This is a genomic window from Hydrogenophaga sp. ZJX-1 (genome assembly GCF_048590325.1).
In the GTDB taxonomy this organism is placed as follows: Bacteria; Pseudomonadota; Gammaproteobacteria; order Burkholderiales; family Burkholderiaceae_C; genus Hydrogenophaga.
Genome location: NZ_JBMBRA010000001.1, coordinates 386,600 through 402,068, shown reverse-complemented (window position 1 = coordinate 402,068; position 15,469 = coordinate 386,600). Strand labels below are relative to the sequence as shown.

Genomic DNA, 15,469 nt, shown 5'->3' with positions numbered 1-15,469 from the left:
CTCAGTTCATCAGCGATTTCAGCCGCATCTGGTTCGGCAGCGGCACCGAGCGGCGCAGCACGTCTTCGGCCAGCCAGAGGGCCGAGCGGCGACCGCGTTCGGCCACCATGGGCAGGGGCATCTGCTGGTAGTCGTCGTTGAAGACCTCGAAGCTGTAGTCGCCCGCGTAGCCCAGGCGGTCGAGCTTGAGCACGAGGTCCACGAGCTGTTCGCTGTGCACGCCTTCACCGGGAAACACGCGGAAGGTGCGCGCGGTGCTCATGCGCTCTTCGAAGGTCTTGGTCTCCTGCCACATGAAGTCGGCCAGCTGCACCAGGAAGATCTTGCTCGGATCGAGGTAGTCGATCTCTTCCAGGGAGGTCTTGGCGGCGAAGATGTGGAACGAGTCCAGTCCCAGGCCCAGGTTGGGGCAGTCGGCGCGGCAGACCACGTCCCAGGCGGTGGTGAACTCGTTGACCGTGCGACCCCACGAGAGCCCTTCGTATGCGATCTTGATACCCAGCGGCAATGCCAGCATGGCGAGCTTGCGCAGGTCGCGCGCGAGGTGGTCGAGGTCGCCGCTGGCGTGGGTCGAGGTGGACGAACACGCGAGCAGCACCTTGCAGTCGAGCGCGGCGCACATCTCCAGCATGGCCTTGGCGATGTCGACCTTGTAGTGGTGCAGGTGGCCGCTGAGGCCCTCGAAGTCGCGCAGCACCTGGAAGCCCGTGCCACGCAGGCCGCTGGCCTTGACGGCCGCCACCGCGGCCTCGATGCCGCCGGGGTGGCCGTTGATGTCGTTGGCCTTGAGCATGACCTGCGAGAAGCCCGCGGCCTTCATGGCGGCGAGCTTGGCCTCCAGCGGGCCGGCCAGGGTGATGGTGTCCATGCCGAAGCCCTGGATGGCCTCGACGATGGCGGCTTGGGTGGGCTTCATGGCTTCAGGCCCCCACAGGCAGGTCGCTGTGCACCAGCTCGAACACCACCGAACCGAGGTAGGTCTTGGTGATGGCGCCACGCGGCTCGGTGTGCGCCGCCGGGGTCTCGACGAACTCCACGCCGAGCGCGCGCAGCGCCTTGACGGCGGCGAGCACGTCGGGCACGCCCAGGCCGATGCGCTGGAGCTTTTCGTCCGCGTCGTGCACGTTGAGCTCGGGCTCGACCAGCTGCAGCATGAAGCGTTTGCCCGGGTCCATGGCGGCGGTGCGCAGCAGCGTGCCCTTGGGCATGATGCCGAAGCGCTGTTCGTCGGGGATGAGTTCGGCGCCGAAAAGTTCGTTGTAGAACGCGATCCAGTCGTTGCTGCGTTCGGGGCCGATGTACTGCACGATGCCGAAGAAGTGGATGCCGGCGGTGGCGGGCGGACGCTGGTCCACGGTGGGGATCGGCACGAAGTCCACGTCGTAGATCGAGAACTCCTTGTAGCGGTCCACGAAATAGATGCGGCTGCCGCCCGCGCCATGGATGGCGGGGATGTTGAGTTCCATCACCTCGGCATGGGTCTGCACCGCCCAGGCACCGCGTTCGAGCACGTAGTGGTAGGCGGCCCGGGCGTCGCGCACGCGCAGTGCCATGGCCGAAATCGAGGGCGCATCGCTGCCGTGGCTGGCGCCCAGGGCGTCGGAGGGGTGGGCGTTCACAACGATGTTGAGTTCGCCCTGGCGGTACAGCAGCACCTCGCGCGAGCGGTGGCGCGCCACGGGGCGAAAACCCATCATCTCCAGCACCTGGCCCAGCGCCTGCGGCTTGGTGGTGGCGTATTCGATGAATTCGATACCGTCCAGGCCCAGCGGGTTGGCGGCGTCGCTGAACGAAGCCTGGAGCGGCTCGCGGCCGTCGGGTGTGTTGAGCAGCAGATCACTCATGAAAAAGTCTCCGGATGAGAAAGGCGCTGGCGATGGGACACGGGCCGTGCACACGCAAAACGACCCATTCTGCACCCGGCCACTGTAGGGGCAGGCTGGGGAATTTCCTTGGTTCCCGGCGGCACGATGGTTCGATAATCGAACATACCCATGCGATGACCGAACGATGCAAGGGTTTCCCCTGAATCTCTCAAACACCCACCCCACCGTGAACGAACCCCTTGCCGGCCACACCCCCGTCCTCGAAAAACGCGACTGGATCGCCGGCCTGGAAAAGGGCCTGGCGGTGATCGAGGCCTTCGACGACCAGCACCCGCGCCTGACCGCCAGCCAGGCCGGCGCGCGCTGCGGCCTCACGCGCACCGCCGCTCGCCGCTACCTGCTGACGCTGGCCCACCTGGGTTATGTGGGCAGCGACGGCAAGCTGTTCTGGCTCACGCCGCGCATCCTGCGCCTGGGCCACGCCTACCTGGAATCGGCGCGGCTGCCGAGGCTGGTGCAGCCCTTTCTGCAGCGCATCGCCGGTGGCACGCAAGAGGTGGCCTACCTCGGCGTGCTCGACGGAGGCGACACCGTGTACATCGCCCGCAGTGGCGCCCACCGCCACATGAACACCGGCTACATGCTGGGTTCGCGCGTGCAGGCGCAGGTGACGGCCGCGGGCTCGGCCATCCTTGCGGCCATGGGGGAAACCGCGTCCGACGCCTGGATCGCACAGCACACGCTGCGCACCTACACGCCCTACACCATCTCCAGCCCCGAACAGCTGCGCAGCGAACTGGCGCGGGTGCGGCGCCAGGGCTGGGCGCTGTCGGAGCAGCAGATGGAGCTGAACTACCGCGGCATCGCCGTGCCCCTGCTGGACCGCAACAACGATGTGCACGGCGCCATCAGCATCACCATGCCGATCAACCAGGAGGTGGCCGAAGACGCCGTGAAGCGTGTGCTGCCGGTGCTGCAGGACGCGGCGCGGGTGATGCGCCCGCTGATTTAGGCCCGACCTAGACCCGTTGCTCCAGCGCCCGCAGCCGCAGCGCGCAACCCGTGGCCACCAGTGCGCAGGCGGCCGAGAGCCAGAACACGCTGGCCAGGCCGAAGGCCGAGCTCAGCAGCCCGCCACCCAGCCCACCCATGATGCCGGGCAGACCGTAGCCGATCACGGTGTAGAGCGCCTGGCCGCGCCCACGCAGGCGGCCCGGAAAATGGTGCGAGAGCAGTGCGATGCACACCGTGTGGTGCGCGGCGAAGGTGATGGCGTGCAACGCCTGCGCCAGCAACAGCAGCGGCCAGACCAGCGGCAGGCCGGCCGTGAGCCCCATGCGCAGGGCCATCAGGCCCGCGGCCAGCGCCAGCCAGCCGGTGAGCGAGAGCAACGGCAACCAGCGCCCCTGGGTGAAGAACCAGCCGATCTCGATCACCACCGACACCGCCCACAAGAGGCCGATCACGGTCTTGCTGTAGCCCAGTGAATCGAGGTAGAGCGAGAAGAAGACGTAGATGAAGATGTGCGCGAGCACGTGGAAGAACACCGCAGCGAAGAACCAGCGCACCGGCGGCTGGCGCAGCACGGGCCACATGTCGGGGTGATCGTCTTCGTGGTGCGCGGCCTCCTTGAAGTCGGGCAGCAGCCAGACACTCGCGGTCACCGCGGCCAGCGTGCCCAGGGTCCAGGCCGGGAAGTGGCCCATGCCGAAACGCTCGAACCACCAGCCCGCCACCACCACCGTGAGCAGAAAACCGAGCGAGCCCCAGAGCCGCACGCGGCCGTAGCGCCTGGCGTCAAACGCCCCGCCCTGGCTCACCAGGTGCGCCAGCGCGGCCTCGCTCATGGGCATCATGGCGCTGGTGTGCGTGAACATGAGCAGCAGCACGATGAACAGCGCCACGCCGCCGAGCGGGAACCACAGCCCGATGGACAGCAGCAGCGCCACCGTGGCCCCATAGCGCAGCAATTTCACGCGCTCACCCGTGCGATCGCTCAGCGTGCCCCAGGCGTAGGGCGCAAACAGGCGCGTGGCCGACTGCACCGAGGTCAGCACGCTGATGGCGATGAGCCCGAAGCCCAGTTCCTTCAGCCAGAGCGGCAGGTAGGGGTTGAAGAACCCGATGTGCGCGAAGTAGCTCGCGGACAACGCCGCGAACGGAAGCAGCTGCTTGCGCTGCTCAGGCACGGGATGCGGCTGCGATGTCCGGTGTCTCGACCTTCACATCGCCACACTGCGCGCGGTGCCGCAGCGCGTGGTCCATCACCACCAGGGCGAGCAGCGCCTCCATGATGGGCGCCGCACGGATGCCGACGCAAGGGTCGTGGCGGCCCTTGGTGATCACTTCGGTGGGTGCGCCGGCGACGTCGATGCTGTCGCGCGGGACCAGGATGGAGCTGGTGGGCTTGATGGCGATGGACACGTCCAGGTCCTGCCCGGTGCTGATGCCGCCGAGCGTGCCACCGGCCTTGTTGCCCACAAAACCGCCTGGCGTGAGCGAGTCGCCGTGCGTGCTGCCCCGGTCGGTCACGCTGGCGAAACCGGCGCCGATCTCCACGCCTTTGACGGCGTTCAGGCCCATCATGGCGTAGGCGATGTCGGCGTCGAGCTTGTCGTAGAGCGGCTGGCCCAGGCCGACCGGCATGTTCTGTGCAACCACGCGCAGGCGCGCACCGCAGGAATCGCCGCTCTTGCGCAGCGCGTTCATGAAGGTTTCGATGGCCGACACGTCGGCCACCGGCGCGAAGAAGGGGTTGTTGGGCACATGGTCCCAGCTCTCGAAAGGCACGACCACGTCGCCCACCTGCGTCATGCAGGCGTGGAAGGTGGTGCCGTATTTTTCTTTCAGCCACTTCTTGGCCACCGCACCGGCGGCCACCGTGGGCGCGGTCAGGCGGGCCGAGCTGCGGCCGCCGCCGCGCGGGTCGCGGATGCCGAATTTCTGCCAGTAGGTGTAGTCGGCATGGCCGGGACGGAAGGTCTGCAGGATGTTGCCGTAGTCCTTGCTGCGCTGGTCGGTGTTGCGGATCAGCAGGGCGATCGGCGTGCCGGTGGTCTGACCCTCGTACACGCCACTCAGGATTTCCACCGCGTCGGGCTCGTTGCGCTGGGTGACGAACTTCGATGTACCGGGGCGGCGGCGGTCCAGATCGGTCTGGATGTCGGCCTCGGACAAGGCCATGCCGGGCGGGCAACCGTCGATCACGCAGCCGATGGCCGGGCCGTGGGATTCACCGAAGTTGGTGACGCAAAACAGGGTGCCGAAGGTGTTGCCGCTCATAGTGGACAGATTATCCCAGAGGGCCGCGCGGGTGCCGGGACGGTGCCGCGGCGTCCAGCTTGGTGCGCCCGCCAGCGGCTTTCGGTGCACACCGGTACCCACAGAAGCCCACAGGCCAATGGAACACTTCATGCTTTGTGCTGCATTGCAACAATCCGCTTGCATTCCACCAACCGGAGCGCCCCATGCTGGACCGAACCACCACCCTGTTCTCCCACGTCAAACCCGGTGAAACCGAGTTCATTCGCGGCGGCCTGCGCGACTTTTTCCTCTACCGCGACCTGGGCATTGCCGCCGCCACGCACGGCAAGGTGATCGCGCATCTGGTGAAGGCCAACCTGCCACCCGACGGCGGCACCGGGTGGCACATCCACGAAGCCGATTTCCAGATCGTGATCATGACCAAGGGCTGGGCCAAGTTCATGTACGAAGACCAGGTGACCCTGGTGGAAGCCGGCGACGTGGTGCACCAGCGCCCGGGCATCCGCCACTACCTGTTCGACTACTCCCCCGACATGGAGTACCTGGAGATCGTCTCTCCGGCGGATTTCAAGTCGGTGCCGGTCGACCCGGTGTGCGAGATCCCGGCCCCGACGCCATGGACCGAGCCGTGAAGCGATGAGCGAGGAATTTCCGGCGCGGAATGCCTTCACCAAGAACGCCGCGGAACCGGCTTCGCCGGGCCGCCAGCGTTGCCCCCTTGAGGGGGTGACGCGCCCTTAGGTGCGTCGCGGGGGTGGGTCAAAACTCCGCGTCGAGCTCGTCGATCTCGTCGGGCTCGGCTTCTGCGGCGGCCACCCATTCCTTCATGGCGGGCAGATCCATGATGGTGTCGCAATACGCCACGCAGGCCAGGTCGAGCGGCACGTCGTAGGTGATGAAGCGCGTGACCACCGGCGCGAACATCGCATCGGCGATGCAGGGTTTGGCGCCAAACAGGAACGGGCCACCGTACTTTTCCAGGCATTCCTGCCAGATGATCTCGATGCGGTCGATGTCGGTCTGCGCGCGCGACCAGAGCTTGAAGCCCGGGAAGTGCGCCTTGATGTTCATGGGCAGCGAGGAGCGCATGGCGCTGAAGCCCGAATGCATCTCGCCGCAGATCGCGCGGCAGTGCGCGCGGGCCGCGCGGTCGGCCGGCAGCAGCCCGGCCTTGGGCTTGATCTCGTTGAGGTATTCGCCAATGGCGAGCGTGTCCCAAACATGCACGCCGTCGTGGTCCAGCGAGGGCACGCGCATCGAGGCCGAGAGCAGCAGCATCTCGGCCTTCATGGCCGGATCGTCGGGCGAGATGATGTGCTCGGTGAACTCCAGCTTGGCCAGCTTCGCCATCAGCCAGCCGCGCAAGGCCCAGGCGCCGTAATTCTTGCTGCTGATCGTGAGAACCGCTTTGGCCATGGAATGCTCCTCGTGAGTGCCACGGATGCAGCAATCCCTGTGCCACCTTTGTGCATCGCGGGCGCACCAGCAGGGTGCAGCGGTTCTGGCCCGTTCCTTGCCTGCACACAGCCCATCCAACAGGAAAGAACCTCATGCTGTATCAGGCCTACCAACTCCAGTCCGACCTGGTGTCGCCGCTGCGTCTGGCTGCCCAGCATCTGAGCGCATCGCTCTGGATCCAAAAGACCGAGCGCACGGTGGTACGCAAGGTGGCCGCCGCCTGCGATGTGCTGTCGCGCCTGCGGCTCACGCATTCGCGCCCGCCGTACAACATCCATTCGGTGACGGTCGGTGAGCGCGAGATCCCGGTGGTTGAGGAGACCGTGCTCTCCCTGCCCTTCGGCACCCTGCTGCGCTTTCGCAAGGACGACCCGAGCCTGCCGGAACAACCCAAAGTCCTGCTGGCCGCACCGCTCTCGGGCCACTTCGCCACGCTGCTGCGCGAAACCGCGCGCACCCTGCTGCAGGACCACGACGTCTACATCACCGACTGGCACAACGCGCGCGACGTCTCGCTGCTGCACGGCGGTTTTAGTCTGGACGACTACATCAGCTACCTGATCCGCTTCACCGAGGCGGTGGGCGAAGGCAGCCACATGATCGCCGTGTGCCAGCCCTGCGTGGCCGCACTCGCCGCCACGGCCATCATGGCCGAAGACGACAACCCGGCCCAGCCTCGCAGCCTGACGCTGATGGCCGGTCCGGTGGACTGCCGGATCAACCCGACCGAGGTCAACAAACTCGCCACCAGCCAACCGATCGCCTGGTTCGAGAAGAACCTGATCAGCCACGTGCCGCTGCCGCACGCCGGCTTCATGCGCCGCGTGTACCCCGGCTTCGTGCAGCTCTCGGCCTTCATCAGCATGAACCCGGAGCGCCACAAGCAGTCGTTCCGCAACATCTACGACCATTTGCAGGAAGGCCGCGTTGAAGAAGCCCAGGTGATTCAGGAGTTCTACGAGGAATACCTCGCGGTGAACGACCTGCCGGCCGAGTTCTATCTGGAGACGGTGGAAAAGGTGTTCCAGACCTACGACCTGCCGCGCGGTGTGCTGACCTACCAGGGTCGCACCGTGAACCCGGCCGCGATCCGCCGCACGGCGCTGATGACGGTCGAAGGCGAACGCGACGACATCTGCGCCGTGGGCCAGACGGTGGCCGCGCAGGACCTCTGCCCGAACGTGCGGCCCTACCTGAAGACCCACCACATCCAGACCGGCGTGGGCCACTACGGTGTCTTCAGCGGCCGCCGGTGGAACCAGCAGATCTATCCGCGCGTGCGCGACATGATTCACAGCACCATGTAACCCCCCGCGGTGTTCTGGGTTGAAGGCAGCTCGTTCCAATGCCGCTGCCATGCAAAACGCCCCGGATTGCGGGGCGTTTTGCATTGAAGTGAGGTGCGCTCAAGGGAAGTTCGGTTCGGTCTTGCCGGTTTCGTCTTCCGGCCAGTCACGGATGTAGGCCTTGAGCATCTTGTTCTCGAAGTTCTGGCTGTCGACCACGGCCTTGGCGACGTCGTAGAAGCTGATCACGCCCATGAGCATCTTGTTGTCCATCACCGGCATGTAGCGGGTGTGACGCTCCAGCATGAGCGGGCGCACTTCGTCGAGTTCGGTCTCGGGGGTGCAGCTCATGGGGTGGTCGTCCATCACGGCGCGCACCGCGCGGGTCCCGAGCACGCCGTTGTTCTTGGCCAGCGTGTGGATCACTTCCCGGAAGGTCAACATGCCCACCAGTTCGCCGTGTTCCATCACGGCCAGCGAACCGATGTCGAACTGGGCCATGGTGGCCGCCGACTGGATCAGCGTGTCGTCGGGGTGGCAGGTGTAGAGGGTTCCGCCCTTGACGCGCAGGATGTCACTGACTTTCATCGCCGTTCTCCTCGGAGTGTTTGGTGTCGCCAGCCGGTCTGGCATGCATGGGAATATAGCCCACAATAAACCCGAAAACCACCGCATTCAACCCGATGCGGACGCATTCGAACCCCACAGGAGACAGACCCCATGCCCGGCTATTCCGACCCCGGCTTTGACACGCTGGCGCTGCACGCTGGCGCCACGCCCGACGCCACCGGCGCGCGCGCCGTACCGATCCACCTCACCACCTCGTTCGTCTTCGAGTCCAGCGACCACGCCGCCGCCCTGTTCAACCTGGAGCGCGCCGGCCACGTCTACAGCCGCATCAGCAACCCGACCAACGCGGTGTTTGAGCAGCGCATGGCCGCGCTCGAAGGCGGCATCGGCGCCATCTCGGTCGCCAGTGGCCAGGCCGCGCTGCACCTGTCCATCGCCACCCTTATGGGCACGGGTTCACACATCGTCGCCAGCACGGCGCTCTACGGCGGCAGCCAGAACCTGCTGCACTACACGCTGCGCCGCTTTGGGATCGAAACCACCTTTGTCAAGCCCGGCGACATCGACGGCTGGAAAGCGGCCGTGCGGCCCAACACACGGCTGCTGTTCGGCGAAACCGTGGGCAACCCGGGCCTGGACGTGCTCGACATCCCCACCGTGGCGCAGATCGCGCACGAGGCCAAAGTGCCGCTGCTGGTCGACAGCACGCTGACCACGCCCTACCTCATCAAACCCTTCGAACACGGCGCCGACCTCATCTACCACTCGGCCACCAAGTTCCTCAGCGGTCACGGCACCGTGATCGGCGGCGTGGTGGTGGACGGTGGCAGTTTTGATTGGGACGCTTCGGGCAAATTCCCGGAGCTGACCGAACCGTACGACGGTTTCCACGGCATGACCTTCAGCGAAGAAAGCACCGTCGGTGCCTTCCTGCTGCGCGCGCGCCGCGAAGGCCTGCGCGACTTTGGCGCCTGCCTGAGTCCGCACAGCGCCTGGCTGATCCTGCAGGGGCTGGAGACGCTGTCGCTGCGCATGGAGCGCCACATGAGCAACACCGAAAAGGTCGTGCAGTTCCTCGCCAGCCACCCGCTGGTGGGTCGCGTGGGCCACCCGCTGCTGGAATCGCACCCCAGCCACGCGCTGGCGCAGAAGCTGCTGAGGCACGGTGCGAAAGGTGCGGGCGCCGTGTTCAGTTTCGACATCAAAGGCTCGCGCGAACAGGGCAAGGCCTTCATCGAAGCGCTCAAGATCTTCAGCCATCTGGCCAACGTGGGCGACTGCCGCTCACTGGTGATCCACCCGGCTTCGACCACCCACTTCCGCATGAGCGATGAAGCGCTGGCCGGTGCCGGCATCGGCCCCGGCACCATCCGCCTGTCCATCGGGCTGGAAGACCCGGACGACCTGATCGACGACTTGAAACGCGCGCTCAAGGCCGCAGAGAAAGCGGGAGCCTGACCATGTACCTTCAAGTCAACGGCGCCCAGACCTACTGCTACACCGGCGGCAAAGCCTTCGATGCCGCCAAACCCACCGTCGTCTTCATCCACGGCGTGCTCCACGACCACAGCGTCTGGATCCTGCAGAGCCGCTACCTGGCCAACCACGGCTTCAACGTGCTCGCGGTCGACCTGCCCGGTCACTGCAAGAGTGGCGGCGAAGCGCCGTCTTCGGTCGAAGAAGCCGCGGACTTCATCGCTGCCCTGCTCGACGCGGCGGGTGTGCCGTCCGCCGCCCTGGTCGGCCACAGCTGGGGCTCGCTGATCGCGCTCGAAGCCGCGTCCCGGCTGAAAGACCGCGTGAGCCGCCTGGTGCTGGTGGGCACGGCCTACCCCATGAAGGTTTCGCCCGCGCTGATCGAGGCCTCGCTGAACGAGCCCATGAAAGCGCTGACCATGGTCAACGTGTTCTCGCGCTCCACCCTCGCCGCGCCGCCCTCGGCGCTCGGCCCGGGGACCTGGGTCTACGGCGCCAGCATGGCGCTGGGCAAGCGTGTGCTGGCCAGCAACCCGAAGGTCAACGTGTTCCACCGCGGCTTCGTCGCCTGCGACACGTATGCGAATGGCGAGCAGGCCATCGCCGCCATCACCTGCCCCGTGCTGTTCCTGCTCGGTGCCCAGGACCAGATGACACAACCGAAAGCAGCGCAAGGCCTGATCAAGGTCGCCCAGGCAGCGGGCAAGACCGTGCGGGTGGTGAGCCTGCCGGTCGGTCACCACCAGATGACGGAAACACCCGACGCCACGCTGTTTGCCATCCTCGAGTTCCTTCGGAGCCGCTGAGGCTCATTTGGCGAAGGCGCTCGGCCAGGCGTTGCGGGTCGCCGCCACGGCCTGCCGGGCCCATCGCCGCCATGCGCGCCCGACGGCGAGGCTCCAGCCCTGGCGCGGCACCGGCGCCACCAGCGGCATCAGCAGGTACTCGCAGTAGCAAGGCGGCGCGTCCGCAGCCGCACGGGGCCCCGCATCGGCGCCGATCAGTATCCAGTCCTGCAGCAGGTCGATGCTGGAACCGGGGCCGAGAAACAGGTCTTGCGCGGCGTTCGGCTGGGTCAGCCAGAAATGGCCGCTGACCACCCGCAGGCGCATGCCAGCGCTGGCGTCAATCATGCGCGTCTGGCGTGGCAACAAGCGGGTGGTCTGGGCGGTGGGGTGCATGGCGGGCCTCCTGTGGATGAGGCTCCACTGTCGGTGTTTGAGCCTTGGCGCAACAGACACACAGATCGCCCAGTTCGTGTGCACCAGACGCGCTTTTCGCGCATCTGTGTGGTCTCTTTGGAGCCCATCTGTACCGGTCACCCACGCGCGTGGGCGCCTTGTGCGGTCCGGCACTCGGTTAGCATGGAAACGCCATGCCCGCGCCCCCTTCCCCGCTCGCGCTGTGTCCGGCCCCGTCGGTCGAACCGGTCTCCGCCCTGCCTCTGTACCAGCAGATCGCGCAGACACTCGCGCAGCTGATCCACAGCGGTGCGTTCAAGGTCGGTCAGCGCCTGCCGTCTGTGCGGGCCACGGCGCTGACGCAGGGTGTGTCCATTTCCACCGCGATGCAGGCCTACCGCCAGCTCGAAGAGCAGGGCCTGGTGCAGGCGCGGCCCAAGGCGGGCTACTTCGTGCGCCGCGCCCAGCGCATCGCCCAGCCCGGCCTGAGCGCGCCGCCCCAGCGCAGCTTTCTGCTGGAGCGGCAAAGCCGTTCCGAGGCCTTCGCCATGTTGCACCAGCCCGGCGACCGGGCGACGTTTGGTGGTTTCACCCCGCAAAGCAGCGAACTGTTCGACGAGGACCGTCTGCGTGTGGCCATCGGCCGCGCCTCTCGGGTGCACCGGCACAGCCTGACCGAATACAACAAGGCCGACGCCGGACGGCCCGCGCTGCGTCAGGCGGTCGCCCAGCGCGCCCTGCAGCTGGGCTGCGCACTGGATGCCAGCGACATCGTGATCACCGCCAGCTGCACGCAGGCGGTCAGCCTGTGCCTGCGCGCGGTCACGCAGCCGGGCGACGTGGTGGCGCTCGAATCGCCCACCTTTTTCGGCTACCTCGACCTGATCGAATCCCTGGGACTGCGGGTGCTGGAGATTCCCACGCACCCGGCCACCGGGCTCTCGCTGCCCGCGCTGGAGCTTGCGCTGGACACGCAACCCGTCAAGGCCGTGCTCGCCGCGCCCACGCTGTCCAACCCGCTGGGCTCGGTCATGCCACTGGCGGCCAAACAGCGCCTGGTGCGCCTGCTGGCCCAGCGGCGGGTGCCCTTGATCGAAGACGTGGTGTTCAACGACCTGTTGTCCGGGGACGAGCGGCGCAAAGCCGCCAAGGCCTGGGACACCGAAGGCAACGTCATGGTCTGCGGCTCGTTCGCCAAGACGCTGACGCCGGGGATCCGCCTCGGCTGGGTCGAGGCCGGTCGCTGGCGCGATGCCGTCGCCACCCACAAGCGGCTGCAGGGCGCCGCCACCAACGTGGTGCTGGAAGAGGCGCTCGCCGACCTGCTGACCCAGGGCAGTTATGAGGCCCACCTGCGCCGCCTCACGGCGTCGATGCGGCAACGCCGCCACGAAGCGCGGCACCTGATCGCCCACCACTTCCCCCCGGGAACGCGGGTGAGCAATCCGCCCTCGGGCGACACGCTCTGGCTGGAGCTGCATCCGGCGATCGCCAGCATGGACCTCTTCAAACGCTGTGCCAGCGAGGGCATCACCTTCGGCCCGGGCGAACTGTTCACCGCCACCGACCGCTACCGCAACTGTCTGCGGCTGAACTTCTCGGGCCCCTGGAACGCCGTCACCATGCAGGCCCTGGCGCGCATCGGCGAGATCGCGCGCCAGATGCTGGAGCGCCCCGCCGCCAGCCCGACGCCCCCGGCCCTGCGGCGTGCTTAGGGCCTGGCGGGAAAACCAGCTCCCGCGTTCCTGCGCCCGCAGCCACAATGGCCGCACCATGCTGAAAGACCAGATCACCCCACCCCTGAGCGCAGCGCGGGCGCACGAGATCGCCACCGCCTTCGACCTGCGCGCCCTGCCCGCCGACTTCCTGGCCAACCCCTACCCGGTCTACGCGGCCCTGCGCGAGCACGAGCCGGTGCGCCACATGCCCGACGGCTCGGTGTTCCTCACCCGCTACGCCGACCTGGTGGCGGTCTACCGCGACGCGGCCACCTTCAGCTCCGACAAACACGTGGAGTTCGCGCCCAAGTACGGCGCGGATTCGCCGCTGTTCGAGCACCACACCACCAGCCTGGTGTTCAACGACCCGCCGCTGCACACCCGCGTGCGCAAGCTCATCATGGGCGCCCTCACCCGCCGCGCCATCGCCGACATGGAACCCGGTCTGGTCACGCTGGTCGACAGCCTGCTGGACCAGCTTGAAGCGCAGGGTGGCGGCGACCTGATCGAGGATTTCGCCTCGGCCATTCCCGTGGAGATCATCGGCAACCTGCTCGGCGTGCCGCACGGCGACCGCGGGCCGCTGCGCGCCTGGTCGCTCGCCATCCTGGGCGCGCTCGAACCGGTGGTGACACCGGCGCAGCACGCGCTGGGCAACCAGAGCGTGAGCGAGATGCTGGTGTACCTGCGCACGCTGGTGGCGCACCGGCGGCAGCACCCCGGCGACCCCGAGCACGACGTGCTCACGCGCCTGATCCAGGGCGAGGTCGACGGTGAAAAACTGAGCGAGGTCGAGTTGCTGCAGAACTGCATCTTCCTGCTCAACGCCGGCCATGAAACCACCACCAACCTGATCGGCAACGGCCTGATCCTGCTGCAGGAGTTCCCGGCGGCGCGCGCGCAGCTGCTGGCCGACCTGCGGGCCACGGCCAGCGATGCCGCCGCGCAGGAACAGGTGCTCACGCTGGCGGTGGACGAATGCCTGCGCTTCGAATCGTCCAACCAGCTCGGCAACCGGCGCGCCCTGAAAGCCACGCAGGTCGGCGGTGTGGACCTGCCTGCGGGCACGCTCGTGACGCTGTGCATCGGCGCGGCCAACCGCGATCCATCGCAGTTTCCCGACCCCGAAACGCTGGACCTGCGGCGCGCCACCAACAAACACCTCGCGTTCGGCTTCGGCATCCACCAGTGCGCGGGCCTGAGCCTGGCGCGGCTGGAGGGGCGCATCGCCATCGGCCGCTTCCTGCAGCGCTTCCCGGACTACCGGCTGGGCGCAGCCCCCTCGCGGGGCGGACGGGCGCGTTTTCGCGGTTTCCTGAATGCGCCTTTCAAGCTCGGCTGATGCTCGGACAACCCACGCTCGCAGGAGATCCTGCTGACGAAACGCTGCGGCCGGTCTCTCAACTCAAGGAACAGACGGCACGACCAGCGCCTGTGCCACGGTGAGTTCGCCCAGCCGGCTCTCGGCCCAGAAGCGGCTGGTGCCGGCCTGGCGCGCGAGCAGCAGACGCTCGGCCAGCGGTGCCACAGGGGTCTGCGCCGGATCGATCAGCAGCACGTAGCGCTCCTCGTCTTCGTCGAGCCGCCCCAGCCAGTCCAGTGCCACGAGGGCAGCCACCGGTTCTTCGAGCTGCAGGGCTTCCACGCGCAGTGTGTGGGCCAGGGCGGCCAGGCTCTGGCCTTTCTGCGCCGCGCCCTGCGCCAGGTACAGCTGCTCCAGCACCTCCAGCGCCAGCTGGAAGCTCCAGCCCGGGCTGTCACCGCGCCTGGCAATACCTGCCAGCAGGCTGGGCAGGTAGGCGGACACGACCGCACCCAGCAGGATGATCACCCAGGCGACGTAGAACCACACCAGCAGGATCGGCACGGTGGCGAAGGTGCCATAAACCACCGAATAGGTCGGCACCTGGGCCAGGTACCAGCCCAGCGCTTCCTTGGCCAGCTCCAGGCCACTGGCCACAAACAGGCCGCCGATGAGCGCATGGCCCCAACGCACGTGGGTGTTCGGCACATAGCGGTAAAGCGCGCCCATGCCGACCACCACGATCGCAAACTGCACCGTGTCCAGCAGCAGGCGCACGCCGCCCGGCAGCACCGAGACCATCCCACGCGAAGCGGTCAGGGCGTAGGAGGTGACGGTGAGGCTGACCGCGAGCAGCAGGGGTCCCAGCGTGAGCACGGCCCAGTAGACCAGGATGCGCTGGGCCAGCGGACGCGCCTGGCGCACGCGCCAGATGTCGTTGAGCTTGCGGTCGATGGTGAGGATCAGCGCCAGCGCGGTCACCAGCAGCACCAGTGCGCCCGCCCAGCCTATCTGGCCGGCCTTGGCGGCGAACTGGTTGAGCGAACTCAGCACCTGCCGGGCGATGTTGTCCGGGATCAGGCTCTTGACCAGCCAGCCTTGCAGCGTGACCTGCAGGCGGGCAAACATCGGGAAGGCGCTGAAGATCGCCAGCGCCACGGTGAACAGCGGCACCAGGGAGATGGTGGTGGTGAACGTCAGGCTCGAAGCGGTGACACCCAGACGGTCTTCGCGGAAGCGCTCGCGCAGCGTGATGGCGGTGTTGCGCCAGGGGAATTTCAGCGTGTCTTCCCACAGCTCGCGCAGAAAGGTTTCCATCGCCCGCAGGCGCTCATTCAGGGTCATCCCGGTATCATCCCAGATTGTCCCTGGGGCGCACCGCCGGTGC

15 protein-coding genes are annotated in these 15,469 nt (G+C 67.2%); 7 read left to right on the top strand and 8 right to left on the bottom strand.

Going from position 1 to position 15,469, the window contains the following annotated elements:
* Position 1 precedes the first annotated feature (1 nt).
* Both ACN5W5_RS02005 and ACN5W5_RS02000 read right to left on the bottom strand, forming a co-directional pair.
* The gene (locus ACN5W5_RS02005) at positions 2-916 is read right to left on the bottom strand and encodes a sugar phosphate isomerase/epimerase family protein (protein ID WP_420046926.1); all 915 of its coding nucleotides are present in this window, start codon (positions 914-916) and stop codon (positions 2-4) included.
* Between the two features lie 4 nt (positions 917-920).
* Entirely contained in the window at positions 921-1,844 is a 924-nt protein-coding gene (locus ACN5W5_RS02000) for a VOC family protein (protein ID WP_420046925.1), read from the bottom strand.
* Positions 1,845-2,052: 208 nt separating this feature from the next.
* Between ACN5W5_RS02000 and ACN5W5_RS01995 the strand changes: the two genes are divergently transcribed.
* Positions 2,053-2,838, top strand: a complete 786-nt coding sequence (locus tag ACN5W5_RS01995) for an IclR family transcriptional regulator domain-containing protein (RefSeq protein ID WP_420046924.1) — start codon at positions 2,053-2,055, stop codon at positions 2,836-2,838.
* 7 nt (positions 2,839-2,845) lie between these two features.
* On the opposite strand, the gene ACN5W5_RS01990 is transcribed toward ACN5W5_RS01995, so the two are convergent.
* Positions 2,846-4,015, bottom strand: a complete 1,170-nt coding sequence (locus ACN5W5_RS01990; protein WP_420046923.1) for an MFS transporter — start codon at positions 4,013-4,015, stop codon at positions 2,846-2,848.
* A complete protein-coding gene (gene aroC, locus ACN5W5_RS01985; protein ID WP_420046922.1) occupies positions 4,008-5,108 on the bottom strand; it encodes a chorismate synthase in 1,101 nt (366 codons plus the stop codon). Before aroC ends, ACN5W5_RS01990 begins: the two co-directional genes overlap by 8 nt.
* Positions 5,109-5,293: 185 nt before the next feature.
* Between aroC and ACN5W5_RS01980 the strand changes: the two genes are divergently transcribed.
* Complete coding sequence (locus ACN5W5_RS01980; RefSeq protein ID WP_420046921.1) at positions 5,294-5,722, top strand: cupin domain-containing protein; 429 nt, start codon at positions 5,294-5,296, stop codon at positions 5,720-5,722.
* 127 nt (positions 5,723-5,849) lie between these two features.
* Here ACN5W5_RS01980 and ACN5W5_RS01975 read toward each other — a convergent pair whose 3' ends face one another.
* Positions 5,850-6,506 carry a glutathione S-transferase gene (locus ACN5W5_RS01975; protein WP_420046920.1) on the bottom strand — a complete coding sequence of 219 codons (657 nt, stop codon included), beginning with the start codon at positions 6,504-6,506 and terminating at the stop codon, positions 5,850-5,852.
* Between the two features lie 134 nt (positions 6,507-6,640).
* Here ACN5W5_RS01975 and ACN5W5_RS01970 point away from each other — a divergent pair, with 134 nt between their 5' ends.
* Complete coding sequence (locus ACN5W5_RS01970) at positions 6,641-7,855, top strand: polyhydroxyalkanoate depolymerase (RefSeq protein ID WP_420046919.1); 1,215 nt, start codon at positions 6,641-6,643, stop codon at positions 7,853-7,855.
* 99 nt (positions 7,856-7,954) lie between these two features.
* Here the strand turns inward: ACN5W5_RS01970 and ACN5W5_RS01965 are convergent, their stop codons facing one another.
* Positions 7,955-8,422: a CBS domain-containing protein gene (locus ACN5W5_RS01965; protein WP_177139117.1), complete on the bottom strand. Its 468-nt coding sequence runs from the start codon at positions 8,420-8,422 to the stop codon at positions 7,955-7,957.
* A 132-nt stretch (positions 8,423-8,554) separates the two neighbouring features.
* On the opposite strand from ACN5W5_RS01965, the gene ACN5W5_RS01960 reads away from it, so the two are divergent.
* The gene (locus tag ACN5W5_RS01960; RefSeq protein WP_420046918.1) at positions 8,555-9,862 is read left to right on the top strand and encodes an O-acetylhomoserine aminocarboxypropyltransferase; all 1,308 of its coding nucleotides are present in this window, start codon (positions 8,555-8,557) and stop codon (positions 9,860-9,862) included.
* Between the two features lie 2 nt (positions 9,863-9,864).
* Positions 9,865-10,686 (top strand): alpha/beta fold hydrolase, encoded by an 822-nt coding sequence (locus ACN5W5_RS01955; RefSeq protein WP_420046917.1) that lies wholly within the window; start codon positions 9,865-9,867, stop codon positions 10,684-10,686.
* Between the two features lie 3 nt (positions 10,687-10,689).
* Here the strand turns inward: ACN5W5_RS01955 and ACN5W5_RS01950 are convergent, their stop codons facing one another.
* Complete coding sequence (locus ACN5W5_RS01950) at positions 10,690-11,061, bottom strand: DUF2917 domain-containing protein (RefSeq protein WP_420046916.1); 372 nt, start codon at positions 11,059-11,061, stop codon at positions 10,690-10,692.
* A 194-nt stretch (positions 11,062-11,255) separates the two neighbouring features.
* Here ACN5W5_RS01950 and ACN5W5_RS01945 point away from each other — a divergent pair, with 194 nt between their 5' ends.
* Together ACN5W5_RS01945 and ACN5W5_RS01940 are read left to right on the top strand one after the other, a co-directional pair.
* Positions 11,256-12,776 carry a PLP-dependent aminotransferase family protein gene (locus ACN5W5_RS01945; protein WP_420046915.1) on the top strand — a complete coding sequence of 507 codons (1,521 nt, stop codon included), beginning with the start codon at positions 11,256-11,258 and terminating at the stop codon, positions 12,774-12,776.
* Positions 12,777-12,834: 58 nt separating this feature from the next.
* Entirely contained in the window at positions 12,835-14,121 is a 1,287-nt protein-coding gene (locus ACN5W5_RS01940; protein WP_420046914.1) for a cytochrome P450, read from the top strand.
* A 63-nt stretch (positions 14,122-14,184) separates the two neighbouring features.
* Here ACN5W5_RS01940 and ACN5W5_RS01935 read toward each other — a convergent pair whose 3' ends face one another.
* Positions 14,185-15,426, bottom strand: a complete 1,242-nt coding sequence (locus tag ACN5W5_RS01935) for a YihY family inner membrane protein (protein WP_420046913.1) — start codon at positions 15,424-15,426, stop codon at positions 14,185-14,187.
* Between the last annotated feature and the right edge of the window lie 43 nt (positions 15,427-15,469).